Below are 20,502 nucleotides of genomic sequence, written 5' to 3'. Positions count from 1 at the left end.
GTTATCAAATGGACATTGTGAAGAATATGGCTAGAGTTTATAATATTGGTTTGGACGTTGGTTCGACAACGGTAAAAATAGTTATTTTAGATCATGATGAAAATATTGTTTATAAGAAATATCTGAGACATTTCTCTAATATAAAAGATACTGTTGTTATGATGCTTGAAGGCGCCAAAACGGCCATGCAAGGACACTTATTGACCTTGATGGTTACCGGATCCGGAGGATACAATATTTCCCAAAAGTTAGAGGTTCCTTTTATTCAGGAAGTAATTGCTTGTACTAACGCCATTAAAATAGTTATTCCAAACACAGATGCGGCGATCGAACTTGGTGGAGAGGACGCTAAGATAACCTTCTTTGGGGAAGCAATCGAACAAAGAATGAATGGAACGTGTGCCGGAGGTACGGGCGCATTTATTGATCAGATGGCTTCATTGTTACAAACGGATGCACCCGGTCTAAATGAACTCGCCAAGGAATATCGAAATATATATCCTATCGCTTCCAGGTGTGGTGTGTTTGCAAAGACCGATGTACAACCCTTGTTGAATGAAGGAGCAGCCAAAGAGGACATTGCTGTGTCTGTTTTACAAGCTGTTGTGAATCAAACGATTAGCGGTCTGGCTCAAGGTCGCCCTATCAAAGGGAACGTGGCCTTTTTGGGAGGGCCGCTGCATTTTATGTCCGAGCTAAGACAACGCTTTATTGAAACACTAAAATTAAAGAACACAAATGTGATCTTTCCCGAGGATTCACAATTTTTTGTGGCCATTGGAGCAGCGATGTCCTCACGTGATAAAGTGCCTTTTACGCTCGAGTGTCTATATGAAAGAGCGCCGATGATTCATAGCATCAATAATGCTGAGGGTGAAAAATTAGAAATTCTATTTGCCAACGAAGAGGAATATGTGGAATTTAAAGAGAGGCATGCCATGCATAAGGTCAGGCGAGTGGATCTTGATAGCTATGCAGGAAATGCCTATTTAGGTATTGATACCGGATCGACAACCACCAAGATTGCGCTTGTTGATGAAGAGGGAGGCTTATTGTACTCGCACTATGGCAGTAATATGGGCAACCCGTTAGAGTCTACAATAGAAGCCTTGAAAAGTTTGTATGGAAAACTAAATAAAGATACAAAAATTATTAACTCAGCAGTTACCGGATATGGAGAGCATCTCATTAAAGCTGCCCTGCGAGTAGATATCGGAGAAATTGAAACAGTAGCCCATTACACGGCAGCCAATTATTTCCGGCCAGGCGTTGATTCTGTTTTGGATATTGGCGGGCAGGACATGAAAAGTTTAGTAATTCGGGATGGAGTTATTGAATCCATCACATTAAATGAAGCTTGTTCTTCAGGATGTGGTTCCTTTGTTGAAACCTATGCAAATTCTCTAAACATGGATGTCAGAGAGTTTGCCAGATTGAGCCGGGAGTCAAGACATCCGGTTGATCTCGGGACGCGGTGTACGGTATTTATGAACTCTAGGGTTAAACAAGCGCAGAAAGAGGGTTCTGAAATTAGCGATATTTCGGCGGGGATAGCGATTTCAGTTATCAAGAATGCTCTTTATAAAGTGATACGCTTGCGAAACGCCGAGGAGCTCGGTAATAAAATTGTTGCTCAGGGTGGGACCTTCCATAACGACGCCGTCCTGCGGGCACTTGAAAAATTAACGAAACAAAACGTGGTGCGTCCAGATATTGCAGGCATCATGGGGGCTTTTGGCGCCGCTTTGATTGCTCAAGAACGTTATGAAAATGGGTATCAAACAAGTCTCATGCATGAAAAAGATTTATTAAATTTTAAAACAGAAACGTCAATGAAACGGTGTGGGTTATGCGGGAACAATTGCTTAATTAGTGTTAAACATTTTTCCAGCGGAAGTGACTATATTTCAGGAAACCGATGTGAAAGAGGCACAGGGAAAGACATCGTCAAAAATGAAATCCCTAATCTTTACGAATATAAGTACAAGAGAGTATTTCACTACAAACCCTTATCAAAAGATAAGGCATCGAGAGGGACCATCGGAATTCCTCGGGTCTTAAATATTTATGAGGACTATCCTTTCTGGTTTACATTCTTTACAGAACTAGGTTACCGGGTTATTATTTCCAGTCGATCGTCAAAAGAAATTTATGAGCTTGGAATGGATACAATCCCTTCAGAGTCTGCCTGTTACCCAGCCAAACTGGTTCACGGACATATTACTAATTTAGTAGAAAAAGGAATAAATAAAATATTTTATCCTTGCATTCCTTATGCCCAACAGGAAGATCCAGAGGCAGACAACCATTACAACTGTCCGATCGTTACTTCTTACCCAGAGACCATTAATGCGAACATGGATATTCTCAGAGAGTCTGATATTATTTTTTATCACCCTTTCTTGCCAATAGATATGCCAAGAAGAATGGTAAAACGATTGGTTGAAGAGTTAGAACCTGAAGGGATACCGAAGTGCGAGATAGCCGGTGCTTTGGATAAGGCCTATGCGGAACGTGATAGATATAAGGAAGATGTGAGACTAAAAGGAGAAGAAACCCTGGACTATATCCGTGAAAAAAAGATCAGGGGAATTGTACTCGTAGGCAGACCCTATCATATTGATCCGGAAATTAACCACGGTATACCTGAGATGATCGGGTCTTATGGGTTCGCTGTATTATCCGAAGACTCTATCCAACATCTGGGCAAGGTTGAAAGGCCCTTGCGTGTAGTCAATCAATGGGTATATCCGTCTCGAGAGTATTGTGCTGCCGGCTATGTTTCGGAGCAAAGGGACTTAGAATTAATTCAACTGAATTCGTTCGGCTGTGGTCTCGATGCAGTGACCACAGATCAAGTTAAAGAAATACTTGAGGCTTATGGAAAAATTTATACCGTCTTGAAAATCGATGAGATTAGTAATTTGGGTGCTGTAAGAATACGGGTGCGTTCCTTGATCGCGGCAATTAACGAGCGAAACAAGAAAAATTTTATACCCAGGAAACTCTATGATAAGCCACCCAAAGTTTTATTTACAAAGGAAATGAAAAAAACACATACAATTTTGGCGCCCCAAATGTCACCGATTCATTTTCAGTTTCTAAAGACTGGATTTGAGGATGCGGGGTATACTATTGAATTCTTACCCTCTGTCGATAAGTTGGCAATTGAAGAAGGGTTAAGGTATGTGCATAACGATGCCTGTTATCCGGCTATTATTGTTATTGGCCAGTTAATGGAAGCGTTGAGATCCGGTAAGTATGATATAAACAATACCTCGATCATCATTACTCAAACCGGCGGAGGATGTCGAGCGACGAACTATATCGCCTTGATCAGAAAGGCACTCCAGGATGCCAATTTGGAACATGTTCCAGTGATTGCCCTAAATACGGGGAATTCGTCTAACTTGGAGACTAATCCCGGTTTCAAATTCACAATGCCTCTGTTTAGAAAAACAATGAGGGGTCTTATCTACGGGGATCTTTTAATGCGGGTCCTTTATAGAGTTCGCCCATATGAAAAATTTCCGGGTTCCGCCAATCTCTTATATGACTATTGGGTTAATCGGTGCCAGGAATCCTTAAAGAAAGGAAATAGAAGGGAACACGTAGAAAATATTCGCCAAATTGTTAAGGATTTTGATAAGTTGACAATATATGAGGATTTGGTTAAACCGAAGGTTGGAGTTGTCGGGGAAATTCTGGTCAAATTCCACCCTACCGCCAATAACAACATTGTAGAACTGTTGGAAGCTGAAGGGGCTGAGGCAGTTGTTCCTGATCTTGCTGATTTCCTCTTATATGGCGCTTATGATAATCGCATTAAATATGAAAAACTATCGGGTAGTTTTTGGAGTATGGTGTCCGGTTATCTTTCAGTCAATCGAATTGAATCCTATCGCAAGGAGATGAAGAGGGCTTTGCAAGCCAGCAAGCGCTTTCATCCGCCAAAATCCATCGAAGAAATCGCTAAATATGCTAGAAAACACCTTTCTCTGGCTAATCAGTCCGGAGAGGGTTGGTTCCTTACAGGAGAGATGATCGAGCTGATTCGAAGCGGGGTCAATAACATCGTCTGCTTACAACCTTTTGCTTGCTTACCTAATCATATCACGGGCAAAGGCATGTTCCGTGAGATCAGACGATCTTATCCCCAGGTAAATATCGCTCCCATTGATTATGATCCTGGGGCGAGTGAAGTTAATCAATTAAATCGCATMAAACTTATGCTTTCCGTAGCCATGAAAAATTTACGATAGCGTAGCCAAATATATTCATCGGGATGGTGAGGGAACATGGAAGAATTAAAAGTTAGGGACATCATGACTGCTAATCCCATTGTAGTTAAGCGGCATGTAACTGTTCAAGAGGCAGTTTCCCTGATGCTTAAATATCGTATTGACGGTTTGCCGGTCGTGGATGATCAGGAAACTTTAGTGGGTATTTTCACTAAAACCCATGCCCTTAAGGCGTTAGGGCTGGATACGAAGATAACGGTTGCCGATATTATGCAAAGAAATGTGATCACGATCAGCGATGAAGCTTCGCCCGAGGAGGCCTGGCAAACCCCAAAAGTTGGGAGATTGGTTGTGGTAAATAGTTCCGGTCAAATGGTGGGCATAATCACCAGAACAGACCTGGTTCCTGCTTTTCAGCGCATGCTGGAATACGCTTTGGAGGAATTTAAAGGTATAATCAATTCCACCCATAACAGCATAATTGCCATTGATCGGAATGGTCGAATTGTTTTAATGAATAAGGCTGCCGAAAAAATGATGGGGATTGCTGTGTCTGAGGTTTTAGGAAAGGAAATAGATAGTATTATCGTAAATTCGGGGTTAAGAGAAGTGAGCCAAGGCAGTACCTGTCAACTTGATCATAAAGTTAGCATTCGGGATAAAGTTATGTTGGCGAATAGAACTCCGATCATGAAGAACGGAATAATAATTGGTGCCGTAGGAGTTTATCAGGAGATATCTGAACTGGAAAATTTGACTTCCGAGTTTAAAAATGTTAAAAAAATTAATGAAGAACTAAATACAGTAATTGAGTCTTCGGCGGATGGTTTTGTTGTTGCGGATGAAAATGGAAATATTATCAAAGCCAATCGGTCCAGTTATGAAATTATGGGTATCTCAAAGAGCAATATCATTGGGACGCCTGTGAATTGGCTGGAGGAAGAAGGATATAATATATCGGTTATTACGAAAGTTTTAAAAAGTAAAAAACAAGTAAGTCTTACTAAAAAATTAAAAAATGGAAAAGAAGTTTTAAGTACCGGTACTCCTATTTTTGATGAAAACGGAAATATATATCGTGTCGTTTCCAATTTACGAGACTTAACTGAACTAAATAAATTAAGCTTCGAGTTAAACAAGGCAAAGTTGGAACTGGAAACATACAGAATGGGGAATTTATCTGAGAATATTATTTACCGCAGCACTGAGATGGCAAGAAATGTGGAAAAAGCAATCAAGGTTGCCAGGTTCGATTCCACGGTGATGATTTTAGGGGAATCAGGTGTAGGGAAAGAGGTGTTGGCAAAATTAATTCACAGTTCCAGTAAGCGCAGTAAAGGACCCTTCGTTAACATAAACTGTTCAACTATCCCCTATAACCTTTTTGAATCCGAACTTTTTGGCTACGAAAGGGGTACTTTTACCGGGGGCAGTAAAGAAGGTCGCATTGGGCTCCTGGAACTGGCTAACAACGGTACAGCTTTTTTGGATGAGATAGGGGAAATGCCCTTGGATTTGCAAGTAAAGCTACTCCGTGTGTTGCAGGAGCGGGAAATTCTCCGTGTTGGCGGTCGAAAGCAGATCAAACTGGATATCCGGATCATTGCGGCAACCAACCGGAATTTAGAAGATATGGTGAAGAAAGGGCAGTTTAGAGAAGACTTATATTGGCGTCTTAACGTCGTATCCATTCATATTCCCCCTTTAAGAAAAAGGAGAGAAGATATACCTGCTCTTATTTATCATTTTATGCAGAATTTTAACCAAAAACATAATACCAATAAAACGATAACAAATGCGGTTATTGCTAAAATGGTTGAGTATAATTGGCCTGGTAACGTTCGGGAAATTGAAAATACTATCGAAAGAATGCTGGTTTTAAGTACTGGCAGCATAATTGATCTTGATTCCTTATGGTTTAACTCAGATCAGAATATAATTGAAAAATGGGCCTCTTTAAATTATTGGGAAGTTATGAATAAAACGGAAAAAAGACTTCTAACGCAAGTATACAATGACTGTAAAAGTACTCGTAAAGCAGCCAAAATATTGGGGATCGATCAATCAACTATTGTAAAAAAACTAAAAAAATATAAGCCACCTAATTGATGATTATTATCATCGCGATGACATCTGTAATCGTATGGTTTTGAGGCGGTTGATTCAATTGTTTTGGTAATATAGTTTATTGCTCGATGACATATATCATCATTAAAACTTGATAACTGCTAATTTATATTTAGATTATATTATATAGAATTTATTATTTCAGAAATTGTTTAGTTGATGGCATGTTCGTCGCATATTTATTGTATTAATATAATGGCTATAATGGCTGAAAAGGTATTACAAAGGCCGTTGCTTTGAATGTTAATGCTTGTAATATCAGTAGTGTAWCCCTTATCCGCTGCGAGTGTGGGAAGAATTACATTTGCTGGCTCAATTGCTCCATTTATGGCACGTTTGTTGCATACGTAAAGGTTTGAAGGATATTACCTTGGAGGGGGTGGTTGATTGAAGGTGATTTAGAAATTTAGAAATAAAAACCAAAGGGTTCGGGATTGAAGTTCAGGATTGAAATTGAAAAAGTGAAAAAGGTAAAAAGAAAAGAGAGGATGATTACTGTTGGCAACTTGTGCGGAGTGTAAATCTTTTTTTTCTATACCAGAAAATGCCGATGATTTTGAGCCGGGCAAAGGGGACTGCGTGATTGAAGAAAAGGATGAAAAAGGGAAGTTTTGGCTGTCCAAGACAACAATGGAAACCGGTGGATGCAAAGACTTCAAGCCTAAAGCGTGATCATAAGGCGATTATTATATTTCTAGAAATATAAGGGGGGTTTTTGTTAAATGGCAACTAGAGCTAAGAGTTTTGAGTACCGGGGCAAGGTCGTTGAATTTCCATTTGAAAACCCGGCGGAGGAGAATGTTCCTGATGAGGTGCTGCACGAGAATCTAGCGCGCCCAACCACAGAAAGGACAAAAAGGCTTAAAGCACGCTGTCGCTGGAAACATACTGCAGCCGGCGAATTTGTTGAGGATACGACAAGGGCCGGAATGGAACGGATGCGGAATATAACCGCCACTCACAAGCTGACCGAAGGTAAGCCTGAGGTGATCCGAAGAGCAATGGGACTGGCCAGTATTCTCTCGGGCACGGTTGTTCTGCAGGAAGACGAACTGATCGTTGGCTACCATGCTGAACATCCCAACTGGATCCCGTTGTACCCCGAGCTTTCGTATATGGCGGTGCAGGATTATATTCAAAGCAAATACGCTCCTCAGCCGGTGGAAGAGGCTCAGGAAATTAACGATTATTGGTTTAAGCACTCCCTGCAGTCGCACTGCCAGCCGTATTTTACCCAAGAAGAACTTTCCCAGATGTACCAGGTAAGCACTATGGAGGCACCGTCTTTTGCTTCCGGTTATAACAGTATTGTACCTCCGTACGAGACTGTGCAGGAAGACGGCTTACTGAAGAGAATTGAACTGGCCGAGCAGCATATCGCCGAAGCGAGGGCTGAGTTGGCTGCGCCGCATTGGAATGCTCCGGAACGGCTTCCATTAATCGCTAAAATTGATAACTGGGAAGCAATGATTATTGCGGATAAAGCGGTTATCGCTTGGGCCAGGCGGCATGCCCGCCTGTGCAAAATTGTCGCGGAAAATTTTGAAACTGATCCTGCGCGTAAAGAAGAATTGCTGATGATCGCCGATATTTGCCAGCGAATACCGGCCGAACCATGCAAAGGCTTACGGGACGCGGTACAGGCCAAGTGGTTTACTTTCCTTTTGTGCCACGCCGTTGACCGTTATGCCAGCGGTTACGCGCATAAAGAGGATAAAGTCCTCTGGCCTTACTATCAGATCAGTGTCCTAGAAAAAAGCTTTCAGCCGATGACGCATACGGATGCGGTGGAACTGATTGAGTGCGAGAGATTAAAAATCTCCGAACACGGCGCCGGCAAGTCGCGGGGTTACCGGGAAATATTCCCCGGCTCAAACGACCTGTTTATTCTGACCGTCGGCGGCTTAAACCAGGACGGCACGGACGGCTGCAATGATATGACCGATGCGATCCTGGAAGCAGCCCGGAATATCAGAACCACCGAGCCTTCCATTGTCTTCCGTTGGCATTCCAAAGGACGGCTCAAAACTAAGAGGTTAGTCTTCGAATGTATCCGGGACGGCTTAGGTTATCCTTCGATCAAACATGATACGATCGGTACAGCCCAAATGATGTATTATGGCCGTTTCAGCCAGAATAATAACGGGGCGACGCCGGAAGAAGCCCACGATTGGGCCAATGTTCTCTGCATGTCTCCCGGACTTGTGGGGCGGAGAAAAGCGCAGAAGACCAGGTCCGAAGGCGGCGGTTCGCTATTCCCGGCTAAAATCATGGAAATCACACTGGCTAATGGGTTCGACTGGAGTTATTCCAACATGCAGTTGGGCCCGAAGACCGGTGACGCTACGGATTTCAAAACCTTTGAGGATTTATGGGAAGCCTACCGGACGCAATATCAATATTGCATAAGCTTGGTCATCCGGGCCAAAGACGTTTCGCGTCACTTCGAAGGAAAATTCCTACAAATGCCCTTTGTTGCCAGCATTGACGATGGTTGCATGGAGCTGGGGAGAGATGCAATGGAATTATCCGAGCAGCCTAATGGCTGGCATAATCCAATCACCACCGTAGTCGCCGCGAATTCCATGGTCGCRATGAAAAAACTGATTTTTGATGAGAAAAAATATACCATGCAACAGTTAGTGGACGCTCTCCATAGCAATTGGGAAGGTTTCGAAGAAATGCAGCGCGACTTCTTAAATGCTCCCAAGTGGGGAAATGACGATGACGAAGCTGATCAGACAATTAAACTTTTCTATGAAGATATTATCGCCGGTGAAATGAGAAAACTGACCAATTATTCTGGCGGCCCGGTTATGCCGACCGGTCAAGCGGTGGGGCTGTACATGGAAGTTGGTTCCAGGACCGGCCCGACTCCTGATGGCAGATTCGGCGGCGAAGCTGCGGATGACGGCGGGATTTCACCATATATGGGTACCGACAAGAAAGGGCCTACGGCTGTCCTCCGGTCGGTGTCCAAGGTTAACTCTTCTACCCAGAAAGCCAATCTGCTTAATCAGCGGCTTTCAACTTCAATTATGCGCAGCAAACACGGCTTCAATATTTGGCTGGCCTACATGAAAACCTGGTTCGACTTAGACATTGACCATGTCCAGTTCAACGTGGTCAGCACGGAAGAAATGAAAGCAGCGCAAAAGGAACCGGAAAAACACGGGGACTTGATTGTTCGGGTCTCGGGATTCAGCGCTCGCTTTGTGGATATTTCCACGTATGGGCAGAATACCATTATGGCCAGGACGGAGCAGTCATTTGGAGCTGAGGACTTGGAATACCTGGGAGTCAACCTGTAGATTTCTAATTAATAGAGATTAATATAGTTAGGAGGTTGCTTTGGGCATGACTGAAATAAAGACGAGAGCTTACGATATCAGGCTGGAAAAGGGAACCACGAGACCTTGCCGGATCTGCAAATGGGGGATCGAGGATCCCACTGACCCTTCAAAGGGTCAGTGCATCGGCAGCAAAACAAAACAGGGCGGAATATGGAAAAGAATGGTCCATGATTATTTCAATACGACTTGTGACAAATTTGAAGAAGGGGAACTCGACTTCAGGGATCATGTTTAAATGAGTTTACATGCACCTTGTGAAAACAAGGTGCATGTTTTTAGAATTAAACCAGGATTAAGCCACGTGGCAGGTGTGGGAGATCGGCAGAATATGTTTCGATGAACATGACAAAATAGCGCTCTTCTGCTATAATGTGCTATAATGGCTGGTGGGAAGTTAAACCAAATGAGTATGAGAACGAGTACGAACGGAGGGTAAACAGATGGTAGAGAAAAAAATTATCATTCCGGAGAAAGATCCGTTCTTTTATGTAGAAAGCGATACCCTGAGAGTGCTTCGGAGAGTGGAAGAAATCTCAAAAAAACATCCTGTCAATGTATTAATCAGTGGCAGGCAGGGTTGCGGTAAATCTTCGATTGTCCGGCAATATGCCGCAGTGTTTAACCGTCCGTTAGCAACTTTTCAAATAGGAATCTTGTCCGAACCGGGTCAGCTTTACGGCGAGCATGTTTTAGAAAATGGGGAGACAAAATATCGCTCCTATCTGTTCCCGGATGCAATCCAGACCCCGAACTGTGTTGTGCATTTGGAGGAAATCAACCGTCCGGAGCACCCCAAAGCGCTTAATATGCTTTTCTCGCTGTTGGCGGAAGACAGGCAGGTTTGGATGGATGAACTGGGCTTGCTCAATGTCGCCGATGGAGTAGTCTTTTTTGCGACGATGAATGAAGGAGAAGAATATATCGGTACGGAAACCCTGGATCCGGCATTAAGAGATAGATTTTATACCGTCTTGATGGATTATATCCCGTCGGACGTCGAAGTTGAGGTTTTGGCACAAAAAACGGGTATCAGCAAAGAAACTGCCCAGGAAATAGTCAGGATTGTGAATAGACTGCGTGACCATTCCGATTCGCCGATTGATGTCTCCACCAGAACGAGCTTAATGATTGCCGAAATGGTAGCCATTGGAGCCACCGTCCGGGAAGCGATTATATATAGTTTACAAATTAACAGGGAACACCTGGAATCGATACTTTTAACCCTTCACTTGGAAAGAGGGATTGCGGAAGTTCAGAATGCCAACGAATATGTCCGGTTTGTCGAACCCCATGATTAATACGCGTGTGCGGCTCTAAAGTTTGTAACCACAAGTTTTTTCAGACGGGGGGCAGCAGGTTGAATGTGAAGAGTGAAAACCGGGAAGTGATTAACAGATTTTATATTCCTGGCGGGGAAGGGATTTCTGAATTCTGGCGCCGTAATAAATCACCCGTTGAAGCTAGGGAACTGGCCAATTTGTTGCTGGCAATCCGGAAGATTGCCGGGTTTCTTGGGCCCAATGTCGGGAGTATTATTTGGGCTGGGATGAAGTCATTTAATGAATCCAGTGAAATTAGCCTGAACCCCTCTTTGGTTGTGGGCAGTTATCCCATTCCCGGTGTCAAAACAGATTATGCCATCGGAGTGGTGGTTCGGGAAGCGTACAAGCAAATCGAGTGGAGTGAGCGGGCAATTAACCTGGTTGGTCGAAAATTAACCAAAATGTCCGCCGATAAAACCTATAGACTGAAAAAGTTTGTGGAGATGGCGGAACAGATCTACCTGGATTTGGTTGCCAACCGCTCGGTATTGGGTTTGTACGCCGAAAAATACCGTCAGGTTAAGATTAAGGAGGCTAGGGGTAATTTCATTCAGCCCCCAACAGTTGATGAATTGCTCCATATTTGGTGGCTGATGGCGGCTGATCTGAGTGGCTGTCTCTATCAGCAGGAATTTAAAGATACGATGTATGTGTTTGGAAATTACGGGTATAACCTCGAAAAATATTATCAGGAACCACTTCGTCTCTTAAACTCAATTGTTGGGGAATTAAAGGAAGAATGTCCCAAAATCCAGAGTATTGTTGACCGGTGTGAGTATCGGGTCGGTCTCTATCTAAGAATTTGGGAAGAATATTTGAATGCGACCAACTTCTGGATAACTGATTTAGGGGATACCACCTATATGCCCAAGGCCTTGGATGTGGGAGATATTCTTGACGACGGTGAGCTCGGGGAAGCTTTGAAACCCATTTTGGCGGTGGTTGCCAATGAAATCGAAGCCCTTATGCAGTCGAATAGGAACTTAACGGAAGAAGTTCGTTTGATTGCCAAAAATGATGATGAACTGGTTCCCATTGAAATCGGGGAGGTTGTCATTCCTCTGCAGGAACCGGTGAACAGAGATCTGGTTCAAAAATTGCGTATCGCGTTGCAGACCCACTGCAAAAAAAGGAACATCTACAGCCGGGGGATGAAAAGCGGCAGGATTGATGCTCGACGCCTCTACCGGGCGATGACGACCGGTGAAGTTTTTTGCTATAAAAAAAGCAAATACGAAATGGAGAATGATCTTATTCTGCTGGTGGATGCTTCCGGTTCAATGGGTGGCCTGAAATGGAAAACAATCCAACAAATTTTCAGTGCCTTTTTTCAGGTTGTCAAGGGTTTCAGTAAAAATACCCGGGTATTTGCCTATAATGAGACCAGGAATACCTGTTATTTAACGGATCTTACCCTCAAAAAAGATGAGATCTATACGGTAATGCCACAGGGAAGAACCGCTTCGGGTGAAGCGATCATTGCCACTGCCCTGCTGCTCAAGCGAAGAATGAAGGTTCCTTTTATTATTCACCTTACAGACGGGGCTTCTAATTGGGGTAGTGAGGTCAAATATGCCACTGATTTTTGCAAGAAAAAGAAAATTAAATTAATGACTGTAGGTTTTGGCTGTGCTAAGGACAACAAAACAGCGCTCAAGAAGGAGTATGGCGAGCAGGTTGAATTTGTCGATACTCTGCAGGAATTACCGAGGAAACTGGTAAAATTGCTGTCTCACGTCGCTTATATGTAGRAGAGTTATTGASAGGAGGATACGGGTCATGGCTAAGATAACTCCGRAAATGAGAGAATTCCTTAAGCAAGAACGCTGCTTGGTGGTGACTGCTGACCAGGAAGGTCGGCCTAATCTTGCTGTCAAAGGATCGACAATGGTTATAGATGAAGAGACCCTGGCTTTTGGCGAATTATATGGGGGGAAAACATACCAGAATATTCTGGGAAATCCACAGGTCATGATGGTTGTGGCCAATCTCAACACAACGACGGGATACCGTTTTTCGGGAAAGGGCGAGCTGCTTAATAGCGGGCCGTTGTTTGACAAGTTTGCGGACTTTTTTGCCGGAATGGGGAAACCGAAACCTGTAGCGGTTGTTCAAGTTAAAATAAACGAGATTATGGATTTACGGGGAACTAAGCTGGCGTAACATCGCTGACTGACTGCGGTAAACATAAGTGACATAAGGGAAGGGATTGGGGGGAGAAAATTTGGGTACAGTTCCTGGCGACGATACTTGTGATACCAGTAACAAAATAAAGATACCCCTGATAACGAATATTCAGCGTTATTCTCTGCAGGATGGACCTGGGATCAGAACAACAGTTTTTGTGAAAGGTTGTCCCTTGAGGTGCCCCTGGTGTCATAATCCTGAAACACAAAAAACGTTGCCGGAGATTAACTATAACGTGGAAAAGTGTATTGGGTGCGCCAAGTGTGCAGAAGTATGTCCCACCGGGGCAACTTATATTGAAGGAGAGGGAACAGATTCCTTTCTGAGATTTGATCGCTCGAAATGTATAGGGTGCGGTAAGTGCGTCAAGGTTTGCCTGGCGGGAGCAAGAGAAATAACCGGGCAGAGTTTAACCATGGATGAAATTGTCAAGGAAGCGATGGCTGACCGTCTTTTTTTTATGAACTCCGGCGGGGGGGTTACGATCAGCGGCGGGGAACCGCTTTTATTTCCGCAGTTCACGCTTGAATTAGCTAAAAGAATTAAAAACGAAATGGCCCATTTAGCGATTGAAACCGCAGCTTTCTGCCGGTGGACGGATTTGGAACAGCTGGTAGAACATGTTGATCTTTTCTTGATTGATCTCAAAACCATGGATGCCCTGAAATATAAAAAACATATTCACGGCGATTTGGATGTTATTTTAAAAAATTTGGAGAATTTGCTGGAAACAAAAGCGTCGGTCAGAGTGCGGCTGCCGATTATTCCAGGTTTTAACGATAGCTTTGGCGACTATGAGGCTATGGTAAACTACCTTGATCAGATACGCGATAAAATAGAAAGCGCGGATATTCTAACCTTCCATAGTTACGGCGAGAAGAAGTATCAGTTATTAGGAAGAGATGACTATGAATATCGCAATGTGCATAGTATGACTTTTAAGCCAATTAAACCCTTGGTGGACATGCTGACAGAGGTTGGCTTTATTCCCGGGGTAAGTCTTACTGTGGGAGGCTTAATCGGCGTCAATACTATGGGGTCCGCTTCCGGCAAATAAAGTATAGGATCGTCGTAAGAGGGGATATTACGGATGTTATGGTATTCACGCAGGAGGGTTTAACATGAAGTGCACAAAATGCGGTTATGAAGCGTGCATGACGGAGTTTACCCGGGTGAGATGCAGGGGGTACTGTTCGACGGGGACTCATTTGCGGCAATGTCCCGAGTGCCAGGAAGTATCACCTTGTAATCCCTTAATAGAAGAGGTTTGGGAAGAAAAAAATAATATTAAGAGGCCGGATGATCAAGAGGAGTTTGACTTTTTCGAGTTATAGTGAGTTTTTCGGCATGATCCGCGAAATAAATCGCTTCGGCTGGTGGTGGAAAATGAATCTTATGCCGAAGAATGTATCGCAGCTATGAAAGGTGGTGAGACATGGAAGGAAGAATAGGAGCGAGAATTTGTTGCCATAAAGGGTGGTGGGGCACAGAAAGAAGAAGGATAATTTCTAATGCGTATTTGTAAAAAGTATAAAATTTGTTGTAATGTAAAATATATTGGATTTGGAGGTATTTAGAATGGCTGATCAAGAGCAAGTTATTTTTCACCCTAATTTCTTTAAAATTCCAGAAGATGGCAAGCCGTATTTAACCGAGGCGAAATGCACCAAATGCGGACAATTATGGTTTCCAAAGTTGCCGATCTGCCCGAGTTGTTTGAACGAAACCTTTGAGGACTCACCCATGGATCGGGTAGGCACACTGTATTCTTATACGGTCATGTATATTCCGCAGCCGGGACTCAAAGCTCCTTTGGCGATAGGCTATGTGGATTTCGCCAATGGGCTCAGGGTAGGGGCGCAGATTGATGTCCCGCCGGAGAATATTAGGATTGGAATGTCTCTACAGGTCGACTCTGCTGTAATCAGGGAAGATAAAACCGGCAAACAAACGATAAGCTACGTATTTAGGCCAGCGGAATAAAGCAAAGGAGGGTAAATAAGAATGAGAGACGTTTATATTGTTGGAGTAGGATGTACAACTTATTATCGAAAATCACCGGTCCCCGGGGCAGATCTCGGGCGTTTGGCAATAGTAGATGCACTGAAAGACGCCGGCCTTGAGGCCAAAGCGATCCAGAGCATCTTTGTAGGGGAAATGCCAGGACTCTCAGGCAGTATCTGTTTTGGACAACGGGTAGCTTGTACGCTGGGTATGGGCGGGGTACCGATGATGAACGTGGAGAGCGCCTGTTCCAGCGGCGCTTTAGCGTCAAGCCTGGCAATCAGAGACGTGGCCAACGGAGTTACGGATATTTCACTGGCTGCAGGCATTCAGAATATTTCTTGGTCCAGAACAGCCGGTACGGCTTTTTCGCCTGACGCCAATGACCCGGAAGGGGTTCAAGGGATAACTATGCCGGGGATCTATGCTATGAGAGCGAAACGTTATATGCACGAATTTGGCGCCACACCGGAGGACCTCGCTCTGACTGCTGTCAAAAACAGGCGGCATGCCATGAATAACCCGCGTTCGCAATTCCATGATCCAATTACGGTAGAGCAAGTTGTTAGCGCGCGATTAATATCTGATCCACTGACCTTGTTGATGAGTTGCCCTAATGCGGACGCCGGGGCGGCCGTGATCTTTACTACAAAAGAGAAAGCTATGCAGTTGGGCAAACCACTGATCAAAATATTGGTGAGCGAAGTAACTTCGGGGATTTTCACCAATGGATTCAGAGATATGACTTCGATGGAAATCACAGTCCGGGGCTCTAAAGAAGCTTATGAGAGAGCCGGCATTGGACCGGAAGATATCGATATGGTTGAGTGCCATGACGCCTTCGCGATTAATGAGCATTTATATACGGAAGCCATGGGTTTCTGTGGGCACGGCGAAGCTGTCGAGTTTATCCGCAGCGGCCAAAACGATTACGGTGGTAAAGTCGTGTTTAGCCCGCGCGGTGGCTTAATGTCGTGTGGACACCCGACGGGATGCAGCGGAGCGGCGCAGATCGCCGAAATGACTTGGCAATTACGCGGACAAGCCGGAGCTATGCAGGTGCCGAATGCTAAAACAGCAATGACCCATGTCACCGGCGGTGGAATCTACGGTTTGGATAACGCTGTGTGTACGGTTCATATCTTAAGCAGATAAGTTAATAGGGAATTGGAGTAAGCTGAGAGGACGACAAATAGGGGCAGAAATTATTACGATCGAAGCTCGGCAGGTCGTCTTCTTGGCATATTGAAGTCATGGGAGTGGTAGCTGATATTTCGAAGAAAGATCAGGCTCAAGCCATGGCGAAACAAGTTGTGGAACGCTTTGGCAGGATCGACATTCTGGTTAATAACGCAGGCATATCTCGGGACAAGGGCTTGCTGAAGCTCACGGAAGAAGATTGGGACATTGTGCTAAATGTTAATTTAAAAGGACCGTTCCTGTTGACCCAGGCGGTAGTTCCTTATATGAAGGAACAGAAATTTGGACGTATCGTGAATATTGCCTCCCGAGCTTATCTTGGCTGGCCAACGCAAGCCAATTATGCGTCCTCGAAAGGCGGACTGGTGAGTTTCAGCAGATCAATGGCTTTGGAACTAGCGAAGTCCCAGATCACAGTTAACTGTATAGCTCCGGGCTTGATCCGGACGCCATTGTATGATGCTTTGCCGGAGAACATTAAAGAGAACCTTGTAAAATCTCAGCCAACGGGTACAATTGGCAAGCCTGAGGATATTGGTTATGGAGTGCTGTTCTTCGCTGATGATGATGCTGACTATGTTACGGGACAGACGATCTTTATCTGCGGAGGGAAGAGTGTGCTAAGTTCCTTGTCGGTATAGTGGAAGAATAGGAAAAATTCAAGGAGGTATGCGAATCATGCAGATTAAGGGAAGAGTAGCCTTGGTGACCGGATCTGCCAGCGGGATGGGCAGGGGCACTGCCGAGATAATGGCCCAACATGGCGTTAAAATTGTTATCAACGACATTAACCAGGAACAGGTTGATGAAGTGGTTAAGGGCATCAAGGAAGCCGGCGGGGAAGCCATTGGCATCGCCGCGGATATTACCAAAAAAGATCAAGTGGAAGCGATGTTCCAGAAAGTCGTAGATACCTTTGGCCGGATTGATATCTTGGTCAATAATGCTGGAATTTCCAAGGACAAGGGCATATTGAAAATGTCGGAAGCAGACTGGGACAGTGTCTTGGCAGTTGACCTCAAAGGTGTCTTCCTCTGTTGTCAGGCAGCGATTAAGTTTATGAGAGAACAGAACTACGGGCGAATCGTGAACATATCGTCTCGGGCCTGGTTGGGAGGACCCGGGCAAGCCAATTACTCGGCGGCCAAGGCCGGAGTAGTGGGTTTAACCCGCACATTGGCCCTGGAAATGGGCAAAAAGGGGATCACTGTGAACTGCATCCCGCCGGGCATTATCGAGACTGCCATGTGGCAAGCTTTGCCTGAAGCAACCAAGGAACGATTAAATCAAGCTCAGCCCACTGGAAAGATCGGAGCGCCGCGTGATATTGCCCGGGCCGTAATGTTTTTTGCCAGTGACGAGGCCGGCTATATAACCGGACAAACCATGTATGTGTGCGGAGGAAAGAGCCTTTTTGCTAATATTGGCTAATTAGGTAAAACTGTACGAAGGTAAGGGATGGAGAATGAGCAATAGTCAAGGCGCTTTGAGTGGTCTTCGAGTCCTGGAATTTGCAGGTGGAATGGGTTTGGGTTATTGCGGAAAATTATTTGCCAGCCTCGGCGCGGAAGTTATTCAGATTGAGCCAATTGAAGGCAATCCGGTCAGAAAAGCCGCTCCTTTTTATAAGGATGTTCCGGATAAGGAAGGGAGTCTGCAATTCATCTATCAAAATACAAATAAGAAGAGTATTGTGCTCGATATTGAAAAAGAGCAGGGAAGAGAAGTTTTTCTTAATTTGGTAAAGACTGCGGATTTGCTTCTGGAAAGCTTTCCGCCAGGGTATTTGAAGAAGTTGAACCTGGATTATGATCAACTGAGTGCGCTTAATCCCCGACTCGTCTATACATCCGTGACCGGTTATGGGCAGGATGGTCCGTACCGGGATTATCCCTGGTCGGATATTACAGCTTTAGCCATGGGGGGGTTGCTCTACCTGGCTGCTGAGGGTGTCGATTTACCGGTCCGTGCTCCGGACAATCAGTCGTACATGATGGGGTCKCTGCATGCGGCGGCGGGGAGCATGATGGCCTTGCTTGAAGCCGAAGAAAGCGGCCAGGGGCAGTATCTGGATATATCTCTTCAGGAATGTGTTGCCGGCTCTCTCGAAAATTCCATCCAGTTCTATGACCTGGAAGGGGTTATCCGGCGCGCGATTGGGTCACAAGAAGCCGGGTTCGGATATTATCCCTGCCAGGACGGTGATATTTACCTTTGTGCTGGGATGGGTAATAATGTTAATCTTTGGAACTCTTTAGTCGATTGGCTTATTGAACACAAAGTGGAAGGGGCGGATATCTTAGCCCGTGATGAATGGAAAACACCGCAATTTCGGAAGACAGCTGAGGCTAAGCAACGTTTTATTGAAATATTTGTTCCCTTTACAATGAAGCATAGTAAGGCCTATCTCTTTGAGAATGGTCAGGATCAGCGAGTATGTATTGCTCCCGTGAACAACGCGAAAGACATTTGTGAAGATTCCCATGTCCAGTACAGGAAGTTCATAGTTGATTATTTCAGCGAGAGTCTTGGCGGGCAAGTGTTTATGCCCGGGGCTCCTTTCAGGATGTCGCAAACACCTTGGAAACTTGGTGCTGAGCCCCCTAAATTAGGACAACATACGGCGGAAATCCTCCAGGAGATTGGGTATAATACGCAACAGATCGAGGAATTTAAGCAAGGGGGTGTCTGCTTTGGCGCATAAGCTTCCACTTAGCGGTATCAGAGTTCTGGACTTCACCTGGGTAGGGGCGGGTCCGATCACCACAGCACTTCTAGTGGAATATGGGGCTGAGGTTATTAAAGTCGAATCAGCAAAAAAACTGGATACCTTGAGGCTCTTGCCACCTTATAAGGACGGCATAGCTGGTTCGGAAAGAAGCGGCTATTTTAGTAACCGGAATCCCAATAAAAAGGGCATAGCTTTGGACATGAAAAATCCCCGTGCTATGGAGATTGTTTCAGAATTAATCAAAAAGAGTGATATAATTTGTGAGAATTTTATGGCGTTTACGATGGACGGATGGGGACTGGGGTATGAGGATGTTCGAAAGATCAAACCTGATATTATCTACGCCTGCATGCCCCTGATGGGAACGGACGGACCCCATGTCCATTATCGGGGCTTTGGCATTCAAGTCAACTCGATAATTGGAATTCTTCATCTCGCCGGGTTCCCGGATAAAGGACCATTCGGCATGGGAACCAACTATCCCGATCATGTAGCCAACCCCATGCAAACTGCTTTCGCTATCTTTGCCGCTCTGCGGCATAAGAGGAAAACCGGGGAAGGTCAGTACATTGAGTTATGTCAAATAGAAGCTCCCCTGTGTGTACTGCCCACTTCGGTGATGGACTACATGATGAACGGACGGGTGGAAAACCGCATGGGCAACCAGCATTTTGATTTTGCACCCCACGGCATCTATCAGGTTTTAGGTAAAAATCTTTTTGGTAATAACCGTTGGATTGCCATATCCGTGCAAAGTGAGGATGAATGGCAAGCCTTGAAAGCTGCGATGGGCATGCCTGAATGGGCTGAACAGGCCAAGTTTGCCGCGAATGCTGAGCGGATGGCCAACCAGGCTGAGTTGAACGAACTCATTGAGAGTTGGACGGTTAATTTTGATGGTGATGAGCTATTGAAACGATTGGTAAAGGCCAAAGTGAGAGCAGGCCTGGTTAAAGATGCCCGGGAAGTTTTGAATGATCCCCAACTTAATTACCGTAAACATTTTGTTTACCTCGACCATTCTGTAATGGGTTATCATGTTTACAACAATTCTCCGGTTCATATGTCCAAAACGCCTGCTGTGCTGAATCAAGCGGCCCCAATACTTGGTGAACACACCAAACAGGTCATGCAGGATTTACTCAATATGGATGAGGCTACATTCGAGGATTTGCAGAAGGATGGTGTTTTCAAGTAAGGGATCGCGACGAGGACTGTAAAGTTGCTTCTAACTATTCGTTTATGCCATCTTGCGTTTGAGCATCGATGATGGGATTGAATAAATCCCAATTGAAACAGTATAAGGGTATAGAAATTTCCCCTCCTGTAAAAGGGAG

Annotated in this window: 16 protein-coding genes; all 16 read left to right on the top strand. The window is 44.7% G+C overall.

The window, feature by feature from the left end; all coding sequences use genetic code 11:
- The first annotated feature begins 26 nt into the window (after positions 1 to 26).
- The 16 genes from AC6I5A_RS07235 (at position 27) to AC6I5A_RS07160 (ending at position 20,363) form a co-directional block, all read left to right on the top strand.
- The gene (locus tag AC6I5A_RS07235; protein ID WP_034613647.1) at positions 27 to 4,262 is read left to right on the top strand and encodes a 2-hydroxyacyl-CoA dehydratase; all 4,236 of its coding nucleotides are present in this window, start codon (positions 27 to 29) and stop codon (positions 4,260 to 4,262) included.
- A gap of 36 nt (positions 4,263 to 4,298) precedes the next feature.
- Positions 4,299 to 6,350 (top strand): sigma 54-interacting transcriptional regulator, encoded by a 2,052-nt coding sequence (locus AC6I5A_RS07230; RefSeq protein ID WP_034613577.1) that lies wholly within the window; start codon positions 4,299 to 4,301, stop codon positions 6,348 to 6,350.
- 516 nt (positions 6,351 to 6,866) lie between these two features.
- Positions 6,867 to 7,040 (top strand): benzylsuccinate synthase gamma subunit family protein, encoded by a 174-nt coding sequence (locus tag AC6I5A_RS07225; protein ID WP_034613574.1) that lies wholly within the window; start codon positions 6,867 to 6,869, stop codon positions 7,038 to 7,040.
- 50 nt (positions 7,041 to 7,090) lie between these two features.
- A complete protein-coding gene (locus AC6I5A_RS07220) occupies positions 7,091 to 9,679 on the top strand; it encodes a glycyl radical protein (RefSeq protein WP_034613572.1) in 2,589 nt (862 codons plus the stop codon).
- Between the two features lie 46 nt (positions 9,680 to 9,725).
- Positions 9,726 to 9,956 carry a benzylsuccinate synthase beta subunit family protein gene (locus tag AC6I5A_RS07215; protein WP_034613567.1) on the top strand — a complete coding sequence of 77 codons (231 nt, stop codon included), beginning with the start codon at positions 9,726 to 9,728 and terminating at the stop codon, positions 9,954 to 9,956.
- 205 nt (positions 9,957 to 10,161) lie between these two features.
- A complete protein-coding gene (locus tag AC6I5A_RS07210; RefSeq protein WP_034613563.1) occupies positions 10,162 to 11,019 on the top strand; it encodes an AAA family ATPase in 858 nt (285 codons plus the stop codon).
- Between the two features lie 65 nt (positions 11,020 to 11,084).
- Entirely contained in the window at positions 11,085 to 12,794 is a 1,710-nt protein-coding gene (locus tag AC6I5A_RS07205; protein ID WP_497900579.1) for a vWA domain-containing protein, read from the top strand.
- Positions 12,795 to 12,822: 28 nt separating this feature from the next.
- Positions 12,823 to 13,206, top strand: a complete 384-nt coding sequence (locus AC6I5A_RS07200; RefSeq protein ID WP_034613558.1) for a pyridoxamine 5'-phosphate oxidase family protein — start codon at positions 12,823 to 12,825, stop codon at positions 13,204 to 13,206.
- 61 nt (positions 13,207 to 13,267) lie between these two features.
- Positions 13,268 to 14,287, top strand: coding sequence for a glycyl-radical enzyme activating protein (locus AC6I5A_RS07195; RefSeq protein ID WP_497900573.1), 1,020 nt, complete (start codon positions 13,268 to 13,270; stop codon positions 14,285 to 14,287).
- A 64-nt stretch (positions 14,288 to 14,351) separates the two neighbouring features.
- Complete coding sequence (locus AC6I5A_RS07190; RefSeq protein WP_034613555.1) at positions 14,352 to 14,564, top strand: hypothetical protein; 213 nt, start codon at positions 14,352 to 14,354, stop codon at positions 14,562 to 14,564.
- 244 nt (positions 14,565 to 14,808) lie between these two features.
- Positions 14,809 to 15,213 (top strand): Zn-ribbon domain-containing OB-fold protein, encoded by a 405-nt coding sequence (locus AC6I5A_RS07185; protein ID WP_034613552.1) that lies wholly within the window; start codon positions 14,809 to 14,811, stop codon positions 15,211 to 15,213.
- Positions 15,214 to 15,234: 21 nt separating this feature from the next.
- A complete protein-coding gene (locus AC6I5A_RS07180; RefSeq protein ID WP_052167950.1) occupies positions 15,235 to 16,389 on the top strand; it encodes a thiolase C-terminal domain-containing protein in 1,155 nt (384 codons plus the stop codon).
- A 98-nt stretch (positions 16,390 to 16,487) separates the two neighbouring features.
- Complete coding sequence (locus AC6I5A_RS07175) at positions 16,488 to 17,075, top strand: SDR family NAD(P)-dependent oxidoreductase (protein WP_497900572.1); 588 nt, start codon at positions 16,488 to 16,490, stop codon at positions 17,073 to 17,075.
- Positions 17,076 to 17,112: 37 nt separating this feature from the next.
- Positions 17,113 to 17,865 (top strand): SDR family NAD(P)-dependent oxidoreductase, encoded by a 753-nt coding sequence (locus AC6I5A_RS07170; RefSeq protein WP_034613547.1) that lies wholly within the window; start codon positions 17,113 to 17,115, stop codon positions 17,863 to 17,865.
- A gap of 34 nt (positions 17,866 to 17,899) precedes the next feature.
- Entirely contained in the window at positions 17,900 to 19,138 is a 1,239-nt protein-coding gene (locus tag AC6I5A_RS07165; RefSeq protein ID WP_034613543.1) for a CaiB/BaiF CoA transferase family protein, read from the top strand.
- Entirely contained in the window at positions 19,128 to 20,363 is a 1,236-nt protein-coding gene (locus AC6I5A_RS07160; protein WP_034613541.1) for a CaiB/BaiF CoA transferase family protein, read from the top strand. The genes AC6I5A_RS07165 and AC6I5A_RS07160 overlap by 11 nt, the downstream gene beginning before the upstream one ends.
- The last annotated feature ends 139 nt before the right edge of the window (positions 20,364 to 20,502 follow it).

Source organism: Desulfosporosinus sp. Tol-M2 (assembly GCF_059735615.1).
The sequence above is the reverse complement of the archived record's forward strand: the minus strand, read 5'-3'. Positions and strand labels throughout refer to the sequence as shown.